The organism is Succinivibrio sp. (assembly GCF_045124615.1).
GTDB classification, from domain to species: Bacteria; Pseudomonadota; Gammaproteobacteria; order Enterobacterales; family Succinivibrionaceae; genus Succinivibrio; species Succinivibrio faecicola.
The window spans coordinates 1-17,042 of record NZ_JBGVMC010000287.1 but is presented as its reverse complement, the minus strand read 5'-3'; the positions used below and the strand labels follow the sequence as shown (position 1 = coordinate 17,042).

At 33.7% G+C, this 17,042-nt stretch carries 17 protein-coding genes; 15 read left to right on the top strand and 2 right to left on the bottom strand.

What is annotated here, in order from left to right:
• Both earP and efp read left to right on the top strand, forming a co-directional pair.
• Window positions 1–405: elongation factor P maturation arginine rhamnosyltransferase EarP (gene earP / locus ACJML3_RS07490; RefSeq protein WP_406022014.1), on the top strand; the 405-nt coding region annotated here is incomplete at its 5' end.
• Window positions 406–623: 218 nt separating this feature from the next.
• Window positions 624–1,187 (top strand): elongation factor P, encoded by a 564-nt coding sequence (efp, locus tag ACJML3_RS07485; protein WP_219937868.1) that lies wholly within the window; start codon window positions 624–626, stop codon window positions 1,185–1,187.
• A 100-nt stretch (window positions 1,188–1,287) separates the two neighbouring features.
• On the opposite strand, the gene ACJML3_RS07480 is transcribed toward efp, so the two are convergent.
• On the bottom strand, window positions 1,288–2,457 hold the full coding sequence (locus ACJML3_RS07480; RefSeq protein ID WP_406022011.1) for a porin: 1,170 nt from the start codon (window positions 2,455–2,457) through the stop codon (window positions 1,288–1,290).
• 598 nt (window positions 2,458–3,055) lie between these two features.
• Here ACJML3_RS07480 and mnmG point away from each other — a divergent pair.
• The 12 genes from mnmG to ACJML3_RS07420 all read left to right on the top strand — a co-directional run bounded on the left by mnmG (window position 3,056) and on the right by ACJML3_RS07420 (window position 14,552).
• The gene (gene mnmG, locus ACJML3_RS07475; RefSeq protein ID WP_406022009.1) at window positions 3,056–4,942 is read left to right on the top strand and encodes a tRNA uridine-5-carboxymethylaminomethyl(34) synthesis enzyme MnmG; all 1,887 of its coding nucleotides are present in this window, start codon (window positions 3,056–3,058) and stop codon (window positions 4,940–4,942) included.
• A gap of 8 nt (window positions 4,943–4,950) precedes the next feature.
• Complete coding sequence (rsmG, locus tag ACJML3_RS07470) at window positions 4,951–5,613, top strand: 16S rRNA (guanine(527)-N(7))-methyltransferase RsmG (RefSeq protein ID WP_406022007.1); 663 nt, start codon at window positions 4,951–4,953, stop codon at window positions 5,611–5,613.
• A gap of 17 nt (window positions 5,614–5,630) precedes the next feature.
• Window positions 5,631–6,392 (top strand): ParA family protein, encoded by a 762-nt coding sequence (locus tag ACJML3_RS07465; RefSeq protein ID WP_406022005.1) that lies wholly within the window; start codon window positions 5,631–5,633, stop codon window positions 6,390–6,392.
• A 20-nt stretch (window positions 6,393–6,412) separates the two neighbouring features.
• Entirely contained in the window at window positions 6,413–7,489 is a 1,077-nt protein-coding gene (locus ACJML3_RS07460; RefSeq protein WP_406022003.1) for a ParB/RepB/Spo0J family partition protein, read from the top strand.
• Between the two features lie 498 nt (window positions 7,490–7,987).
• On the top strand, window positions 7,988–8,941 hold the full coding sequence (gene atpB, locus ACJML3_RS07455) for a F0F1 ATP synthase subunit A (protein ID WP_406022001.1): 954 nt from the start codon (window positions 7,988–7,990) through the stop codon (window positions 8,939–8,941).
• 26 nt (window positions 8,942–8,967) lie between these two features.
• Entirely contained in the window at window positions 8,968–9,195 is a 228-nt protein-coding gene (gene atpE / locus ACJML3_RS07450) for a F0F1 ATP synthase subunit C (RefSeq protein ID WP_219937875.1), read from the top strand.
• 33 nt (window positions 9,196–9,228) lie between these two features.
• Window positions 9,229–9,699, top strand: a complete 471-nt coding sequence (locus ACJML3_RS07445) for a F0F1 ATP synthase subunit B (RefSeq protein ID WP_219937876.1) — start codon at window positions 9,229–9,231, stop codon at window positions 9,697–9,699.
• 13 nt (window positions 9,700–9,712) lie between these two features.
• Window positions 9,713–10,243 (top strand): F0F1 ATP synthase subunit delta, encoded by a 531-nt coding sequence (locus tag ACJML3_RS07440; protein WP_406021998.1) that lies wholly within the window; start codon window positions 9,713–9,715, stop codon window positions 10,241–10,243.
• 15 nt (window positions 10,244–10,258) lie between these two features.
• Complete coding sequence (gene atpA / locus ACJML3_RS07435; RefSeq protein ID WP_288135302.1) at window positions 10,259–11,800, top strand: F0F1 ATP synthase subunit alpha; 1,542 nt, start codon at window positions 10,259–10,261, stop codon at window positions 11,798–11,800.
• A gap of 13 nt (window positions 11,801–11,813) precedes the next feature.
• On the top strand, window positions 11,814–12,677 hold the full coding sequence (atpG, locus tag ACJML3_RS07430; RefSeq protein WP_219937879.1) for a F0F1 ATP synthase subunit gamma: 864 nt from the start codon (window positions 11,814–11,816) through the stop codon (window positions 12,675–12,677).
• Between the two features lie 17 nt (window positions 12,678–12,694).
• On the top strand, window positions 12,695–14,110 hold the full coding sequence (gene atpD / locus ACJML3_RS07425; protein ID WP_406021996.1) for a F0F1 ATP synthase subunit beta: 1,416 nt from the start codon (window positions 12,695–12,697) through the stop codon (window positions 14,108–14,110).
• Window positions 14,111–14,123: 13 nt separating this feature from the next.
• On the top strand, window positions 14,124–14,552 hold the full coding sequence (locus tag ACJML3_RS07420; protein ID WP_406021994.1) for a F0F1 ATP synthase subunit epsilon: 429 nt from the start codon (window positions 14,124–14,126) through the stop codon (window positions 14,550–14,552).
• A 66-nt stretch (window positions 14,553–14,618) separates the two neighbouring features.
• Here ACJML3_RS07420 and rsmD read toward each other — a convergent pair whose 3' ends face one another.
• Window positions 14,619–15,188, bottom strand: coding sequence for a 16S rRNA (guanine(966)-N(2))-methyltransferase RsmD (rsmD, locus tag ACJML3_RS07415; protein WP_406021992.1), 570 nt, complete (start codon window positions 15,186–15,188; stop codon window positions 14,619–14,621).
• A 443-nt stretch (window positions 15,189–15,631) separates the two neighbouring features.
• Between rsmD and ACJML3_RS07410 the strand changes: the two genes are divergently transcribed.
• Window positions 15,632–17,029, top strand: coding sequence for an IS4 family transposase (locus tag ACJML3_RS07410; RefSeq protein ID WP_219938421.1), 1,398 nt, complete (start codon window positions 15,632–15,634; stop codon window positions 17,027–17,029).
• The last annotated feature ends 13 nt before the right edge of the window (window positions 17,030–17,042 follow it).

Sequence of the window (17,042 nt, the reverse complement as noted above, 5' to 3'; positions counted from 1 at the left end):
ACTTTAAAAATGGTTAATCACGAAGAATATGACGATATCTTGATATCTTCAGCTATAAATCTAGTAAGAGGTGAAGATTCAATAGTAAGAGCAATGCTTGTAGGAAAACCATTTATATGGAATATTTATCCAACAGACGATAATGCTCACTTAGATAAGATAAATGCCTTATTTAACCTAATGAATGAAAAATTAGGTTTGAAAGATGATATTGAAATATTAAAAAATATTACATTGAGTTATAACGGATTTTCTGATTTTTTAGAGAATTTTGATTTTTCTGAATATTATGAAAAATGGAAAAATTTATCATATTTATGGTCAGAATATCTGTTATCCCATGATTCTCTAACAAAAAATCTTTTATCTTTTATTGGCGAAAAATTATCGAAAGATGATAAATAAGATAAGAAATCTGATAAAATAACGAACTAATTATGTGGAATATAAAAAATTTCACAAGCAAAAATACATGATACTAGTTTTAAAAAGTTAAGATTTCTTACATTTATAAACTAAGGTAAGTATGAAACTAGGATCATTTATAACAATGAATAATCATTGTTTGCATGACTAGTATTAGTCTTGCCTTATTTTTTTAATTCAATTTTAAGGGTTTTACAATGAAGTTAGCTCAAGAAGTTCGTACTGGCAACGTTATCATGTTAAACGGCAACCCAATGGTTGTTCAGAAGGCTGAGTACAGCAAATCAGGTCGTAATGCAGCTGTTGTTAAGATGAAGTTAAAGAATCTTCTTTCAAACGGCGGTACTGAGACTGTTTTCCGTGCAGATGATCGTTTAGACGACGTTATCCTAGAGCACAAGGATTGTACATATTCATACTACAATGATCCTTTATACGTTTTCATGGATGAAGAATTCAACCAGTATGAAATCGAAAAGGACAATATGGGTGACGTATTAAACTATCTAATCGATGGTATGGAAGACGTTTGCCAGGTTACTTTCTACAACGGTAAGGCAATCTCTGTTGAATTACCAATCAGCATTGTTCGTGAAGTTGAGTACACTGAACCAGCTGTTAAGGGTGATACATCAGGTAAAGTTGTTAAGCCAGCTCGTTTAGCAGGTACAGGTTATGAGTTATCAGTACCAGATTTCGTAAATATCGGTGATAAGATCGAAATCGATACTCGTACCAACGAATTCAGAAAGCGTGTTTAATATTAGTATTTTTTATTAAACTATTTCCATAAAAAAATCTCATTATCAAACTACTTTGTAGTAAATAATGAGATTTTTAATTTCTTAAAACAATCTTATCTTAGAATGTATATCTAGCACCTACTGTAAACTGAGTGTGGTTGCTGTATGGTGTAAATTCTCCATTGTATACTGGTGAAATATTCTTATATTTTTCCTTCTTGTCTGAACCTGCATCAAATTCAGCTTCTACCCATAACTTAACTCCTAAATAGGTATATTTAACCTGAACAGGAATTCTCTTATAAGTAAATTCAGAATTTTGAGTATTGTGAGCAGAAATCTTTTGTTTCTGAACTTCATAACCTGCATAAACAGAAATGCCGTTTTCAAAATTATATCCACCTAAAAGTTCATAGCCACTTCTAACATGCTTTAGATCTCTTAATTTATAAGATTCTACACCTGAGTTTTGTACGCTAACTGGTTCAAAATAAGAATTCTGTCTATATGCATGAGCACCAATATAAGGTCCATCTACTAATGAACCTAAAGTTACAGATAAACCATAGTTATCAGCTTTATCTAAGATAGAATAATTACCTAATTTTGTTGAATTTTCATAAACATTAGAAGAAACATCATCATCCTGACCTTTTAAATAGTTATAACCAGCTTTAATTGATAAAGGTCCAAAGAATACATCATCAAAAGTATAACCAGCAGTTAAAGAGTAACCTGATTCAAGATCTCTCTTTTTTCCAAAAACTACCTGTTCATCAGAAGCAATCTGGAAAGATGCAGATAAAAAGATATTGTTATTATCATAATCATATCTAACAACACCATTTCTTCTATCTCCATTTAAGCCAGTATCATTGTAGATATCTAAAGTTTCTAAAGTATCAGTAGATAATGATAAAGCTCTTGTTGAATCGAATGTTTTACCTGCAATAAGCTTTCCATACTTACTGAACTGGGCACCTACATACTGTTCTCTTGATTTAATGTTATCTCCTACATTCTTTTTATGGCCATCTGCTAAATCCCACTCTGTAAAAGCAAGAGCTGAAATAAAATCATTTACTTTAGTCTGACCACTTAAATTAAAACGTGCTGAGTTAACAAGTGATGAATCCTTTTCTCCAGCTTTTGATGAGTTAGCTGAAAAGAATACTGACTGAACTCTTCCACCAACACTTAATTGTGTACCGTTAGAATCGTATACATTTGCAGCATTTGCAGAAAGAACTGGAGTTAAGATAGCTAAAGCTAATAAAGACTTTTTCATAATAATTTTCCTTCTTTTATTTTTTAGTTGTTTAATAATCTGTGGTTAGAATAATAAAAAAGGAATAATTATTTGGCTAATACTATTTTTTTATCAACTTCTATAACCTTTTGGTTATATAGTTAAATAACTATTTGATTTTTCATATCATTTATAGATATTTTCTTTATTTTTCTCTCATAAATAACCATTTCTTTTATAAATTATTATCTTTTATTTTCTGATTTTTTATGTGCAATTCGGTAAAATAGACCTGTTAAAAAACTGTGGAAAACCCTTTGGAAAAATATCTAAAAACCTTTGGGAATTAATTGGAAAAAATTAGTATAATATTTATCCTGTTGATAACTACAAAGTTTCCCACAATTTTCCAAAATTAATTAACAGGTTATCAGAAGACTTATTTTTTTATATTTTATTGATTTTAAAGAAAATTTTTCTGAATCAACAAAAATTAAGATCCTAATAATAACCATAATAAAATATATATATTAATAAATTAATATTTTCTAATATTCATTATCGGATTCTTAAATTCGTGGGAAATCCAATTAATGAATATTAAAAATTTTCTCTTTTTCAGAGGTTACATACTTTCATGAACAGCTTTAGAGAATTTGACGTTATTGTAATTGGTGCAGGTCATGCTGGTATTGAAGCAGCTGGTGCATCTGCAAGAATGAAATGTAAGACATTATTACTTACTCATAATTTAGAGACAGTAGGTGAAATGTCATGCAACCCTGCTTTTGGTGGTATCGGTAAAGGTCATCTTATTAAAGAAATTGATGCTATGGGTGGTGTTTGCCCTGATGCTATTGATAAGGCTGGTATTCAGTTTCGAACTTTGAATTCTTCTAAAGGTCCAGCAGTAAGAGCAACAAGAGCTCAAACTGACAGACATTTATATAAAGAAGTAATGAGAAAAACTTTATGGGGATATGAGAATCTAACGATTTTTCAGCAACCTGCAACAGAGATCTTATATAAGGATGGCACCATTAATGGTGTTAAAACAGCTGCTGGTATTGAATTCTACTGTAAGGCTGTTATTATCTGTGCTGGTACTTTCCTTAACGGATTAATTCATATTGGTCTTGAGCATTATTCTGGCGGTAGAGCAGGTGATCCTGCATCTGTTAAACTTGCTGAGAATTTAAAAGAACTTGGCTTAAAGGTAGGTAGATTAAAGACAGGTACTCCTGCAAGAATTGTAGCTTCTTCAATTGATTATTCAAAAATGACTAAGCAGGATCCTGAATATCCTCAACCTGCATTTTCTTATTTAAATGAAGAAAAAATTCATCCAACTCAGGTTCCTTGTTATATAACAAAGACCAATGAGAAAACCCATGAAATCATTAGAGGTGGATTAGATAGAAGTCCTCTTTATTCAGGAATTATTCACTCTGTTGGTCCAAGATATTGTCCATCTATTGAAGATAAGATTGTAAGATATCCTGACAGAACTTCTCATCAGGTTTTTATTGAACCTGAAGGTCTTACATCTCCACTTGTATATCCAAACGGTATTTCTACATCTTTACCTTTTGATGTACAGGAGAATTTTATTAGATCTATTGAAGGTTTAGAAAATGCAATTATTGCAAGACCTGGTTATGCAATTGAATACGATTTCTATGATCCAAGAGAATTAAGTGTTTCAATGCAGTCTAAAAAGGTACCAGGATTGTTCTTAGCAGGTCAGATTAATGGTACAACAGGATATGAGGAAGCTGCAGCTCAGGGCTTATTAGCTGGTATTAATGCAGGTTTATATGTAAAAGGTCAGCCTGCATGGTTCCCTCGTCGTAATGAAGCTTATGTTGGCGTTCTTATGGATGATTTATGTACACTTGGTACAAAAGAACCATACAGAATGTTTACTTCTCGTGCTGAATATAGATTAATTTTAAGAGAAGATAATGCTGATATCAGATTGACTCCAAAAGCTAGAGAGTTAGGTATCATTACAGATGAAAGATGGAAGTTCTTTGAAGAAAAACAAAATGAGATAGAAAAAGAAAAGGCTCGTTTACGTGAACTTTCTGTTAAGCCTTCATCTCAGATGGGTAAAGATATCAATACAATTTTAAGAACAAACCTTTCTCAAGAACAGACATTAGAAGAAATCTTAAGAAGACCTGAAGTAAACCTAAAATCTTTAATAGAGGCATCTAAGTTAGAGCCTATAGCAAAGAAAGAACAGTCTATTGAGCAGGTAGAAATACAGGTTAAATACCAGGGATACTTACAAAGAGAATTAGAAGATATTAAGAAGAAAGAAGTTAATGAGCAGACTTTACTGCCATTAGATTTTGATTATAAGAACATATCTGCTCTTTCTAATGAGGTTGCTCAGAAGTTAAACGAGTATAAGCCTGAAACAATTGGTATAGCTTCAAGAATTTCTGGTGTAACACCTGCTGCTATTTCAATTCTTCTAGTTCATTTAAAGAAGATGAATTTACTTGGTAAAAATTAGGATAGATGATGCATAACGATTCAGATATTGGCTTACAAAGTAAATGTTTTAATAAAATAAAAGAATTACTTTCTAAAACAACAGTTGAATTCAATGATGAACAAGTTGAAAAAATGGCATCATTGGTTGTAATGCTTAAAAAATGGAATAAGACATATAATCTTACAGCAATTGATGATGCTGATAAGATGATTGTTCTTCATATATTGGATAGTGCTGTAGTATCACCAGTAATTAAAAATTTTAAAAATAATATTGCTGATGTGGGAACAGGTGCAGGTTTTCCTGGTCTCGTTCTTGCTATACTTCATCCAGAAAAAAAATTTACATTGATTGATTCAATTGCCAAGAAACTGTCTTTTGTTAGATTTGCAGCTGTTTCATTAAAATTAAACAATGTTGAAATCATTAATGAACGCTGTGAAAAGATAAAAATAGAAGAAAAGTTTGATTGTATTTTAAGTAGAGCTTTTGCGCCTTTAGATAAAATCGTAAACTGGTGTAAGGATCTGATTAAAGATGATGGGGGTTTTGTTGCAATGAAATCTCATCTAGAAGAAAAAGAAATAAATGATGTTCCTAGTACAGTTAAAATTGAAGAAATAATACCTCTTCAGGTGCCTACTTTAGATGCAGTCAGAAATGCAGTTATCTTGAAAAAGGTTAAATAAATATAAGGATTATTAAATTGACTAAAGTAATTGCTATTGCTAATCAGAAGGGTGGTGTAGGTAAAACAACCACATGCGTGAATCTTGCCGCTTCGCTAGCTGCAATGCAGAAAAAGATTTTAGTTTTAGATTGTGACCCTCAGGGAAATGCAACAATGGCTTCTGGAGTATCAAAATTTGATCTTTCAAAGTCAATTACAAATGTTCTTATTGATGGTCTGAACATAAAGGATGCATTAGTAACTGAAACTGAAGGTAGTTTTCATTTGATTCCAGCAAATGAAGATTTAACTGCTGCAGAAGTAAATCTTTTAGATAAATATGGAAGAGAAAGCTTTTTAAAGAAAGCTTTAGAAAACATAAAGTATGATTATGATTTTGTTTTAATTGATTGCCCTCCATCACTAAACATATTAACAGTTAATGCTTTGTGTGCATCTGATTCTATTTTAGTGCCTCTTCAGTGTGAGTATTTTGCTTTAGAAGGTCTTACACTTCTTCTTCAGACTGTTGAGCAGCTAGCTAATGCTGTTAATTCAAAGCTTAAAATTGAGGGAATTCTAAGAACAATGTACGATAATAGAAATCGTTTATCTACAGATGTATCTGATGAATTAAAAAACAATTTTGGTGATCTTGTATACGATACTATTATTCCAAGAAATGTTCGTTTAGCTGAAGCTCCAAGTTATGGTAAACCAGCTATGTATTACGATAAGTCATCCGTAGGTTCTAAAGCTTATCTTGCTCTCGCAGCTGAAGTAATAGAAAAGGCTTAATTTTTTAAGGAAAACTATAAATGGCAGGTTTAGGTAGAGGTTTAGGATCTCTTTTAAGCGAATCAAAAAAAGCTAAGGAAGAAAATACTGTTGTAAATACAGTACAAGCTGAAAATACTGTTCAGCCACAGAATAATGAGAATATTGTTATATCTGAAAATTCAGTTGTTAAGATAGATATAAATAAGCTAAAACCTTCTGTTTATCAGCCAAGAAAAAATTTTGATAATGAAAGTTTAAATGAGCTTGCTTTATCTATTAAAGAACATGGTCTTTTAGAGCCTCTTTTAGTTAAAAAAGCAGATGATATGTATGAGATTATCTGTGGTGAAAGACGTTATAGAGCATGTAAATTAGCTTTATTAGATGAAGTTCCTTGTCTTGTAAGAGATGATCTTGAAATAAACAGCTATGCTATTGCTCTTATTGAAAATATTCAAAGAGAGGATTTAAATCCTTTAGAAATGGCTCAGGCTTTTGACCAGATGATTTCGCAGTGTTCAATAACACAAGAGGAATTGGCCAAAACTTTAGGTAAATCAAGAAGTACTGTAACTAATATTCTTAGATTGAATAATCTTCAGAATGATGTAAAACAGTTAGTTGCATCAAAACAGATTGATTTAGGTCATGCAAAGGTTTTATTGGGCCTTGAAGATGGAAATGAACAGCTCAAGGCTGCTTTATATGTTATTAAAAAGTCTTTGAATGTGAGACAGACTGAAGCTTTAGTTAAAGACATTAAAGAAAATGGTTTTAACTTTAAGAAGGAAAATACAGTTAAATATACAAATGAAAGTTTTTCTTCCTGGGCAAATAATATTAGTGTTCAGCTGTCAGGCATAAGAGCTAAATTTTCTGCTAAAAATGAAGATAAGGGATCTTTAACTCTTTCATATTCTTCAAGAGTTGAATTAGAAAGATTACTTTCTTTCTTTAATGTTGAATCAAATACTGTTTCTGTACCTGAAGAGAGTATTGAAAATAATGAACATGATTTAACAGAGAATATTGAAGTTAATGAAAATATTGAAAATATTGAGAATACAGACAATCAAGAAGATCTTTCTAATATAGAAATTACAGAAAATTCTTAAAGTTATATGAGTGATAGATTAATAAACAATATAAAACTATATCTATATTTTTTTGCAGTATTTATTTTTTTATCACTCATTTATTCCTATTCAAAAAACATTCCTCTAATACTAACTCTAAAGTCTGTTTTGTATGGACTTTTGATTTTTATAGCCTTGAATGCTGTTGATTTATATTTTTATATAAGAGTAAAGCATTCGTTTAACAATCCAAGAATAGATATTTTATTTGCTTTTTACAGACTTGTAGTAAAACTGTTTTTGCTAGTTTTTTGCTGTTGGTACTGCTTTAGTTTTTTTGAGTTAAATAACAAAATAGTAATTATCTCATTTGTGATTGTGGTTATTTTTAAAGTTTTAATATATGTTAAGTATGCAATAAATGAACAAAAATAGGGCGAGTATGTAAATTTTTATTTACTTTGCTTTGACAAAAAATTTAAAAAGTCTTATTTTCAATATATTAGTATTATTTTTTCGAATTTAGGATGCGTTTCTATGTCAGGAAGCAGTTCTCAAGGTTATATCTCTCATCATTTACACTTCCTACAGGTTGATTTAAGAGATTTTTCTGTAGTTGATAGTGTAAAGCCTGTGTCTTCTCAAGAATTCGATGCTTGTGTTTCAAGTGGTTCTACTCATGAACAGTGTTTAACAACTGTGGCTGTAGAAAAATGCAAGCTTTTTGATTTAGGTTCTGGTGTCTGTTACAGCTCCCATAATGAAAGTAAAGAAAGTCAGATTGTAAATCCTTATACATTGAATCTTGATTCTCTTGGTATAAGTATTGTTCTTGGTTTTCTTTTCTTATGGTTATTCAGAAGAGCTGTAAATAAATCAACATCAGGTGTACCAAGTAAAGCTCAATGCTTTATTGAAATGATAATGGAATTTGTACAGGGTACAGTAACAAGTATTTTCAAGAGAAAGAGTAAACTTATAGCTCCTCTAGCTCTTACAGTATTCATGTGGATTTTCTTTATGAACCTCATGGATTTACTTCCTATCGATCTCATTCCTGAGTTAGCAAAAAAACTTGGTGTTCCATATTTCAGAGTAGTTCCATCAGCAGATGTTAATGTTACATTATCAATGGCATTCTGCATTTTCCTACTGATATTTGCTTTCTCATTTAAAAATATTGGTATAAAAGGTTTTACTAAAAGCTTAACACTACATCCATTCCATCACTGGGCATTCATACCAGTAAACCTGTTACTAGAAGGTGTTTCACTTCTGTCAAAGCCTATCTCTCTAGGTCTTCGACTTTTTGGAAACATGTATGCAGGTGAAATGATATTCATTCTGATTGCATTACTACCTTTATGGTGGATTCAGTGGACATTAAATGTACCTTGGGCTTTATTCCATATCCTCATTGTTACATTACAAGCTTTTATATTTATGGTTCTGACTATTGTTTATTTATCAATGGCCAGTGAAGAAGATTAATTTTTGTTTAATTAAGGAGAAATAAGATGGAATTAATATTCCTTGCTGCAGGTCTAATGATGGGCTTAGCTGCTATTGGTGCAGCTATTGGTATTGGTATTCTAGGTGGTAAATTCCTAGAAGGTTCAGCAAGACAGCCTGATTTATTACCTCTTTTACGTACTCAGTTCTTCATTGTTATGGGTCTAGTTGACGCTATTCCTATGATCGGTGTTGGTTTAGGTATGTATTTAATGTTTGCTGTTGCTGGTTAATAGATAAACCTTACAAATTTAGAGGTATCTAGATTGGAAATTAATGCAACTTTTGTAGGTCAGGCCGTAGCGTTTTTAATTTTCGCTGTGTTATGCATGAAATATGTATGGCCACCTTTAATGGGTGCTCTTGAAAAGAGACAGAAAGAAATTGCTGATGGATTGACTGCTGCAGAAAAAGCTAAAAAGAGCTTAGAACTAGCTAATGAGAATGCTAAAGACACTATCAAGAAAGCTAGAGCTGAAGCTCAGAAGATCATAGATGAAGCAAATAAGACCAGATCTCAGATTATTGACAAAGCTTCTGAAGAAGCTCAGATTGAACGAAAGAAGATCCTTGATCTTGCTAAGAGTGAAATCGAAGCTGAAAAGAACAAAGCCCGTGAATCTTTGAGAGCTGAGTGTATTTCTTTAGCAGTTGAAGGTGCTCAGAAGATTATCGGTGAAAAAATCGATGCTCAAGCTGACAGCGAAATGCTTAAGAAAATTATGAGTTCACTATAACTAGGGGTTAGTAATGGCTGAAAATTTGACTGTTGCAAGACCTTATGCTCAAGCTGCTTTTGATACTGCTTTAGAAACAGATAAGATTGATGCATGGCAGAATATGCTATATGCAATGTCTTTGGCTGTTTCTAATGAATATGTAATGGATGCTATTAAAGTAGCTCCAAATTCAAAAGTTGCTTCTGACAGTCTGATTTCGCTTTTGCAAGACGTACTAGATGAAAGTGGTATCAATTTCGTAAAGATTATTGGTGAGAACAACAGATTTGAAGTTCTTCCTGAAATTTATGAAGAGTATCTCAGACTTCGTGCTAATCACGAAAAGAGCTTAGATGCTACATTGATCTCCGCAAGATCTTTTTCTGATAGCGAAATTAAAACACTTAAGGATAAGCTAGCTTCTGTTTATAACAGTAAGATAAATCTGTCATTAAAAATTGATGAAACCTTAATAGGTGGAGCAGTTTTAAAAATTGGTGACAAGGTTATTGATGCTAGTGTTAAGACAAGTTTAGTAAACTTGTTATCAACCCTCAAATAGAAAAGAGGAAATAGAATGCAACTTAATTCAACTGAAATTGCTGAGTTAATAAAAAAGAGAATTCAGCAGTTTAAGGTTGTGACAGAAAAGAGAGATGAAGGTACTATTGTTTCTGTGAACGATGGTATCGTAAGAATCCACGGTCTGTCCAACGTTATGCAAGGTGAAATGCTTGAGTTTGGAAACGATCTTTACGGTCTAGCCTTAAACTTAGAGCGCGATTCTGTAGGTGCCATTGTTTTAGGACCTTACAGTAATCTTTCAGAAGGTATGACTGTTCATTCAACTGGTCGTATTCTTGAAGTTCCTGTTGGAAACGCATTACTTGGAAGAGTAGTAAATGCTTTAGGTGAGCCAATTGATGGTAAAGGTCCAATTAACTGCGATGAGCATTATCCAGTTGAAAAGATTGCACCAGGTGTTATTGCTCGTCAGAGTGTTTCACAGCCAATTCAGACAGGTTATAAGGCTGTTGATTCCATGGTTCCTATCGGACGTGGTCAGCGTGAGCTTATTATTGGTGACAGACAGACTGGTAAGACAGCATTAGCAATCGACACAATCATCAATCAGGTTAAGTACGGTGTTCGCTGTATTTATGTTGCTATTGGTCAGAAAGCATCAACTATTGCTTCAGTAGTAAGAAAATTAGATGAAGAAGGTGCTTTAAACAACACTATCGTTGTAGTTGCATCAGCTTCAGATACAGCTGCATTACAATATATTGCGCCTTATGCAGGTTGTGCGATGGGTGAGTATTTCATGGATCAGGGTGAAGATGCCTTAATTATTTATGATGACTTATCTAAGCATGCTGTTGCATACAGACAGATTTCATTGCTGTTACGCCGCCCTCCAGGGCGTGAAGCATTCCCAGGTGACGTATTCTATTTACATTCACGTCTATTAGAGCGTGCATCACGTGTAAATGCTGAATACCTAGAGAAGTTATCTGGTGGAAAGGTTGTAGGAAAGACTGGTTCTTTAACAGCACTGCCTATTATCGAAACTCAGGCTGGTGACGTTTCTGCTTTCATTCCTACTAACGTAATTTCAATTACCGACGGTCAGATTTTCTTAACAACAAGTTTATTTAACTCTGGTGTAAGACCTGCAGTAGATCCTGGTATTTCAGTTTCACGTGTAGGTGGTGCAGCACAGACTAAGATTATTAAGAAGTTATCTGGTGGTATCAGAACAGCTTTAGCACAGTATAGAGAATTAGCTGCTTTCGCTCAGTTCTCTTCAGATCTTGATGAGGCTACAAGAAAACAGCTTGATCATGGTCAGAAGGTAACAGAGCTGATGAAACAGAATCAGTATGCACCTCTTACTGTAGCTGAGCAGGCACTCATTATTTTCGCAGCAGAGCGTGGTTTCTTACAGGATGTTGAATTAAATAAGGTTCTTCCATTTGAGAAGGCTTTACTTGAATTTGCTCATTCTAAGTATTCACAGCTTCTAGCGGATATTGATGCAAAGCCAGATTATTCTGATGAGATTGCAACAAAACTTGAAGATGTATTAAAAGACTTCAAGTCAACTCAGACCTACTAGGAGACTATCTTATATGGCAGGTGCAAAGGAAATACGTACTAAAATTTCTTCTGTGCAGAATACACAGAAGATTACTAGTGCTATGCAGATGGTTGCTGCCTCTAAGATGCGTAAGGCTCAAGATAAGATGACTCAATCTCGTCCTTATTCAAAGGGCCTGCATGCCATTATTAGTCATATCGCTTCAAGCCATTCAGAATTCCATCATCCATTTATGGAAGATAGAGAAATCAAGAATGTAGGCTTTATTATAGTATCTACAGATCGTGGTTTATGTGGTGGCTTGAATATCAATCTATTCAGAAAAGTTACCCTAAAAATGAAAGAATTTTCAGATCAGGGTATGGGTATTAAGGTTGCTTTGCTTGGTTCAAAAGCTTCAGGTTACTTTAATCATTCTGGTATAGATGTCATAGCTCAGCATGCTGGATTTGGAGATAATCCTAAACCAGAGAAACTTGTTGGTGCTATTAAAGTTATGACTAATGCGTTTTTAAAGGGTGAAGTAGATGCTATTTATATAGCTTTCAATTCATTTAAAAACACAATGGTTCAAATCCCTACTGTCGGCCAGTTACTCCCATTAACTAAAGATGATAATGAGGATGGAAAGGGCCATCACTGGGATTATCTATATGAGCCAGAACCACAGGACATATTAAAGGTAGTTTTAGATCGCTATGTAATGCAGATGGTTTATCAAGCTGTTCTTGAAAACTTAGCTTCAGAGCAAGCAGCTCGTATGGTTGCCATGAAGGCTGCAACTGATAATGCAGATTCTTTAGTAAGCGATTTACAGCTTGAATACAACAAAGCAAGACAGGCTGGTATTACGATGGAACTTAATGACATCGTATCCGGTGCTTCAGCGGTTTAGGAAATGAGGAATTAAAGATGGCTGAGACAACAAATCGAGCCGGTGTGGTAGGTACTATTGTACAGATCATTGGTGCTGTCGTTGACGTTGAATTCCCTGAGGGTCAGATTCCAGAGTTATATGATGCTCTAGAAGTTAAGGGTGACGGAAAAAACCGTCAGGATCTGATTTTGGAAGTTCAACAGCAGATTGGTGGCGGTGTAGTTAGATGTATCGCTATGGGTTCATCAGATGGTTTATCTAGAGGTATTGAAGCTGTAAATACTGGTGCTGGTGTTAAAGTTCCTGTTGGTAGAGAAACTTTAGGCCGTATCATGAACGTATTAGGTCAGCCTGTAGATGACAGAGGACCTATTGGAGAAAAAGAAAAGTGGGTTATACACCGTGCTGCTCCAACATACGCTGAACAGTCTTCTACAACAGAGATTCTTGAAACAGGTATTAAGGTTATGGATCTTATCTGCCCATTTGCCAAGGGTGGTAAGGTAGGTCTATTCGGTGGTGCTGGTGTTGGTAAGACAGTTAACATGATGGAGCTGATTAACAACATTGCAAAAGCACATTCTGGTTTATCTGTATTTACTGGCGTAGGTGAGCGTACTCGTGAGGGTAATGACTTCTACCATGAAATGCAAGAATCAAAGGTTATCGATAAGGTATCAATGGTTTACGGTCAGATGAATGAACCACCAGGAAACCGTCTTCGTGTAGCTTTAACAGGTCTTACTGTAGCAGAAAAATTCCGTGATGAAGGCTTAGATGTATTGTTATTCATCGATAACATTTATCGTTATACTCTAGCTGGTACTGAGGTTTCTGCACTGTTAGGCCGTATGCCTTCTGCTGTGGGTTATCAGCCTACATTAGCAGAAGAAATGGGTGTTCTTCAGGAGCGTATTACTTCAACTAAGAACGGTTCTATTACATCAGTACAGGCTGTTTATGTTCCTGCTGATGACTTGACCGATCCTAGCCCTGCAACAACATTCGCACACTTGGATGCAACTATCGTTCTATCACGTCAGATTGCTTCTTTAGGTATTTATCCTGCAGTTGATCCTTTAGCATCAACATCTCGTCAGCTGGATCCTTATGTTGTAGGTCAGGAGCATTATGAGGTTGCTCGTGGTGTTCAGACTGTTTTACAGCGTTATAAGGAGCTTAAGGATATTATCGCAATTCTTGGTATGGATGAGTTATCAGAAGAAGATAAGCTTGTTGTAGCAAGAGCCCGTAAGGTAGAGCGTTTCTTATCACAGCCATTCAGTGTTGCTGAAGTATTCACTGGAAGCCCAGGTAAATATGTTCCATTAAAAGAAACAATCCGTGGCTTCAAGGGAATTATTGATGGTGAATATGATAATTTACCAGAGCAGGCTTTCTATATGGTAGGAACCATTGACGAAGCAGTAGAAAAGGCTAAGAACTTATAATTTCGGAGGTCAAATGGATTCTATATCTTTCCATCTTGATGTTATAAGTGGTGTAGGTAGTCTTTATTCAGGCTCTGTAAAGAGCCTGAGAGTAACAGGTTCTGAAGGTGAAATGGGTATCCGATATGGTCATACCCCACTTTTGACTATCATTAAGACAGGTATGGTAAGACTTGTTGATATAAACAACAAGGAAGACGAAATATACCTTGCTGGTGGTGTGTTAGAAGTTCAGCCTGATAATGTAACCATACTTGCTGATACTGCATTACGCGCTGATGATATTGATGAGGCTAAGGCGCAGGAAGCTATTAAAACTGCTAAGAAGATGCTTGAAAATCATGGCAGTGGTGATAGTTACTATGCACATGCTTTATCAAGATTAGCTGACGCAATGGCCCGTCTGAAGGTTGTTGAAATATCTAGAAACAGAAGAAGATAATTTTTTATTTTCTTTGAAAGATAAAGAGTCATTACATTTTCATGTTCTGACTCTTTTTTTATTTAATTAGAACAGAAGAGAACTTTTTTTCCAAAGTGTATATTTTGAATTACCTGCGTTCTCACTTTTTATGATTTCATATCCAACAACAGACTGATTAGTTCCGTTTCTCATCTCTACATATAAAAGAGAGTTTTCGTCAATAAGGTTTCTTTCATTAAGTAATGTTAAAACACTCTCATATATATTAAGTGCATATGGAGGATCTATAAAAACTACATCAAAATGAGTATTACAGTTTTTTAAATACTCAATTGCATCTACGTTAATAGCTCTTATATTGTTATCATTAAAATTCTTTATGCATTCGTTGATTGATTTTATGTTGTCCTTGTTAAGATCAACTAATTCAACTTTTTTTGCACCACGTGAATAAGCTTCAATTCCTAATGCTCCAGAACCTGCAAAAAGGTCAAGAACACTAGCGTTGTTTAATGAATCCTTAAGCCAAGAAAAAACTGTTTCCCTAACACGTGCAGGTGTTGGTCTTAAGCCTTGAGCTTCATTAACAGTGAGTTTTTTTCCTTTGAATTTTCCACCGATAATTCTTACTTCATTTTGGTATTCATTTTTCATTGTATTTAATCTCTTAATAAGTTTATGAAATTATAACAAATGAAATGTGAATAAACTGTTCATATAAAGCTTAAAAAACGAAAAATGGCCGTTTTTATAAGAAAACGACCATAAAAATGAATATTTTTTAGCATACCTAAGATCTTTAGATAAAAGTATCAGAAGATCTTTTTAAAACATAAGTAGAAAATCATTAATTGATTTTCAATGTTTACAGAATTTACTTCAGTAAGCATAAGTTCTTTAACAATTTGGTATACAAGCTCCATAAATGAGGTATTTAGATATCTCTTTTTGGGGATTTTGGACTCTGTTTTTCCAGAAATTTGGACTTTTGTAACTTTTGTATAAAATGCTGATTTTTAAGGGATTTGATAATAAAAATGGGATTGTTTGTGATATAATAAATGTGTGTAAAATCAATTAGATAACAAACAAATCCCATGCAAAAATTATCACTTATTATTGAACCAAAGTCAACATTTCAAGCAACTTCTCTTACATCAGTTTTATCTAAAGACCACATTTCTGATTTAGCTAGAACTAATGGAGCTATTGTAAGAGAAAGACTTTTCTCTTTATCAGACTATCTGTTAAATGCAGCTAATTTAATGTGCTCATCAACCAAAAAATCTGAGTTCACCTTATGCTCTTTACATGACAGCTATAACAGACTCAATCCTGAAAAATCTATGAGTCATAAGTGTATTCATAAGCAGTTGCAGAATGAAAAGACACTTGATGTCATGAAAAGTCTTTTATCTGAGATTATGACATTACCTTCTGCTAGCTCATTTATAAAGAAAATCAAGAAAGCTTTGCCTGAAAACCTTAGCAAACTTCTTAAGCAGTTAAAGGTTAATGACATTATTTTGATTGATGGAACTGAAATTGATTTATCATATTCCTGTGCTAATAACTTCTACTGTAAGGGTAAAGGAAGACCTCATTTAGATGGAACTACAGCAAGACCAGGACTTAAGCTTCATATCGCTTTCTCTATGGTTAAGCAGACCTTTGAGTATTTTGAAATCACTGAAGCTGTTGGCTCTGAGAGAGCCTGTGTCTATCCAGAGAAATTCAAAAATACTCTTATTATTGCTGACAGAGGTTACATTGATGAAGAGCTTGAACAGAGAATTGCTGACTCTGGTAATTTCTTCCTTATTAGGGGAAGAAATAACACAACAGGAATAATCAATTCTGCTTATTCAGACTCAGGGGAAGAGCTTTCTAATCTCATTGATAAAACTATTAAAGATTTGCCTTTAACCACCAATGCTGATTTAACCATTAAAACAACGAAAGGTAATAACCTTAGGGTTGTGATAAGACATCATAACAAAGATGAAGAATCTGAAACTCGCTCTGTTCTTAGAACAAACATTCCTAAAGACAGATTATGTGCAAGACAGATTTATTTGCTTTATCGAATTCGTTGGTCTATTGAATTATTCAATAAGGCAAATAAACAAAGCTCCTGTCTTCAGAGTATTAACTCTGCTAACAAGAACATCATCCTTTTGTTTATTCTCCTTTCGCTAATGGTTTCATTTATCAAAACCTATTTAGGTCATAAAGCCAGAATCAACAATAAAATAGAATGGTTATCAATGCTAAAGCTTCATAATCTAAATTTCGGTTTTAACAAGCTATTCCAATCCTTACAAAACAAAGGATTATCTACTGTATATCAAATTGTTAAAGAACTTCTCGATGACATAGCTCTGTACTGTAAAAGGTCAAAGCCATCTAATCGAGACAGTGTATTATTTAAAGATCTACCTATGTTATTGTGGCAGATCGTTAACACTAACAGACCTCATGCTAAATCGGCTTAAGGTCCTAGGTATG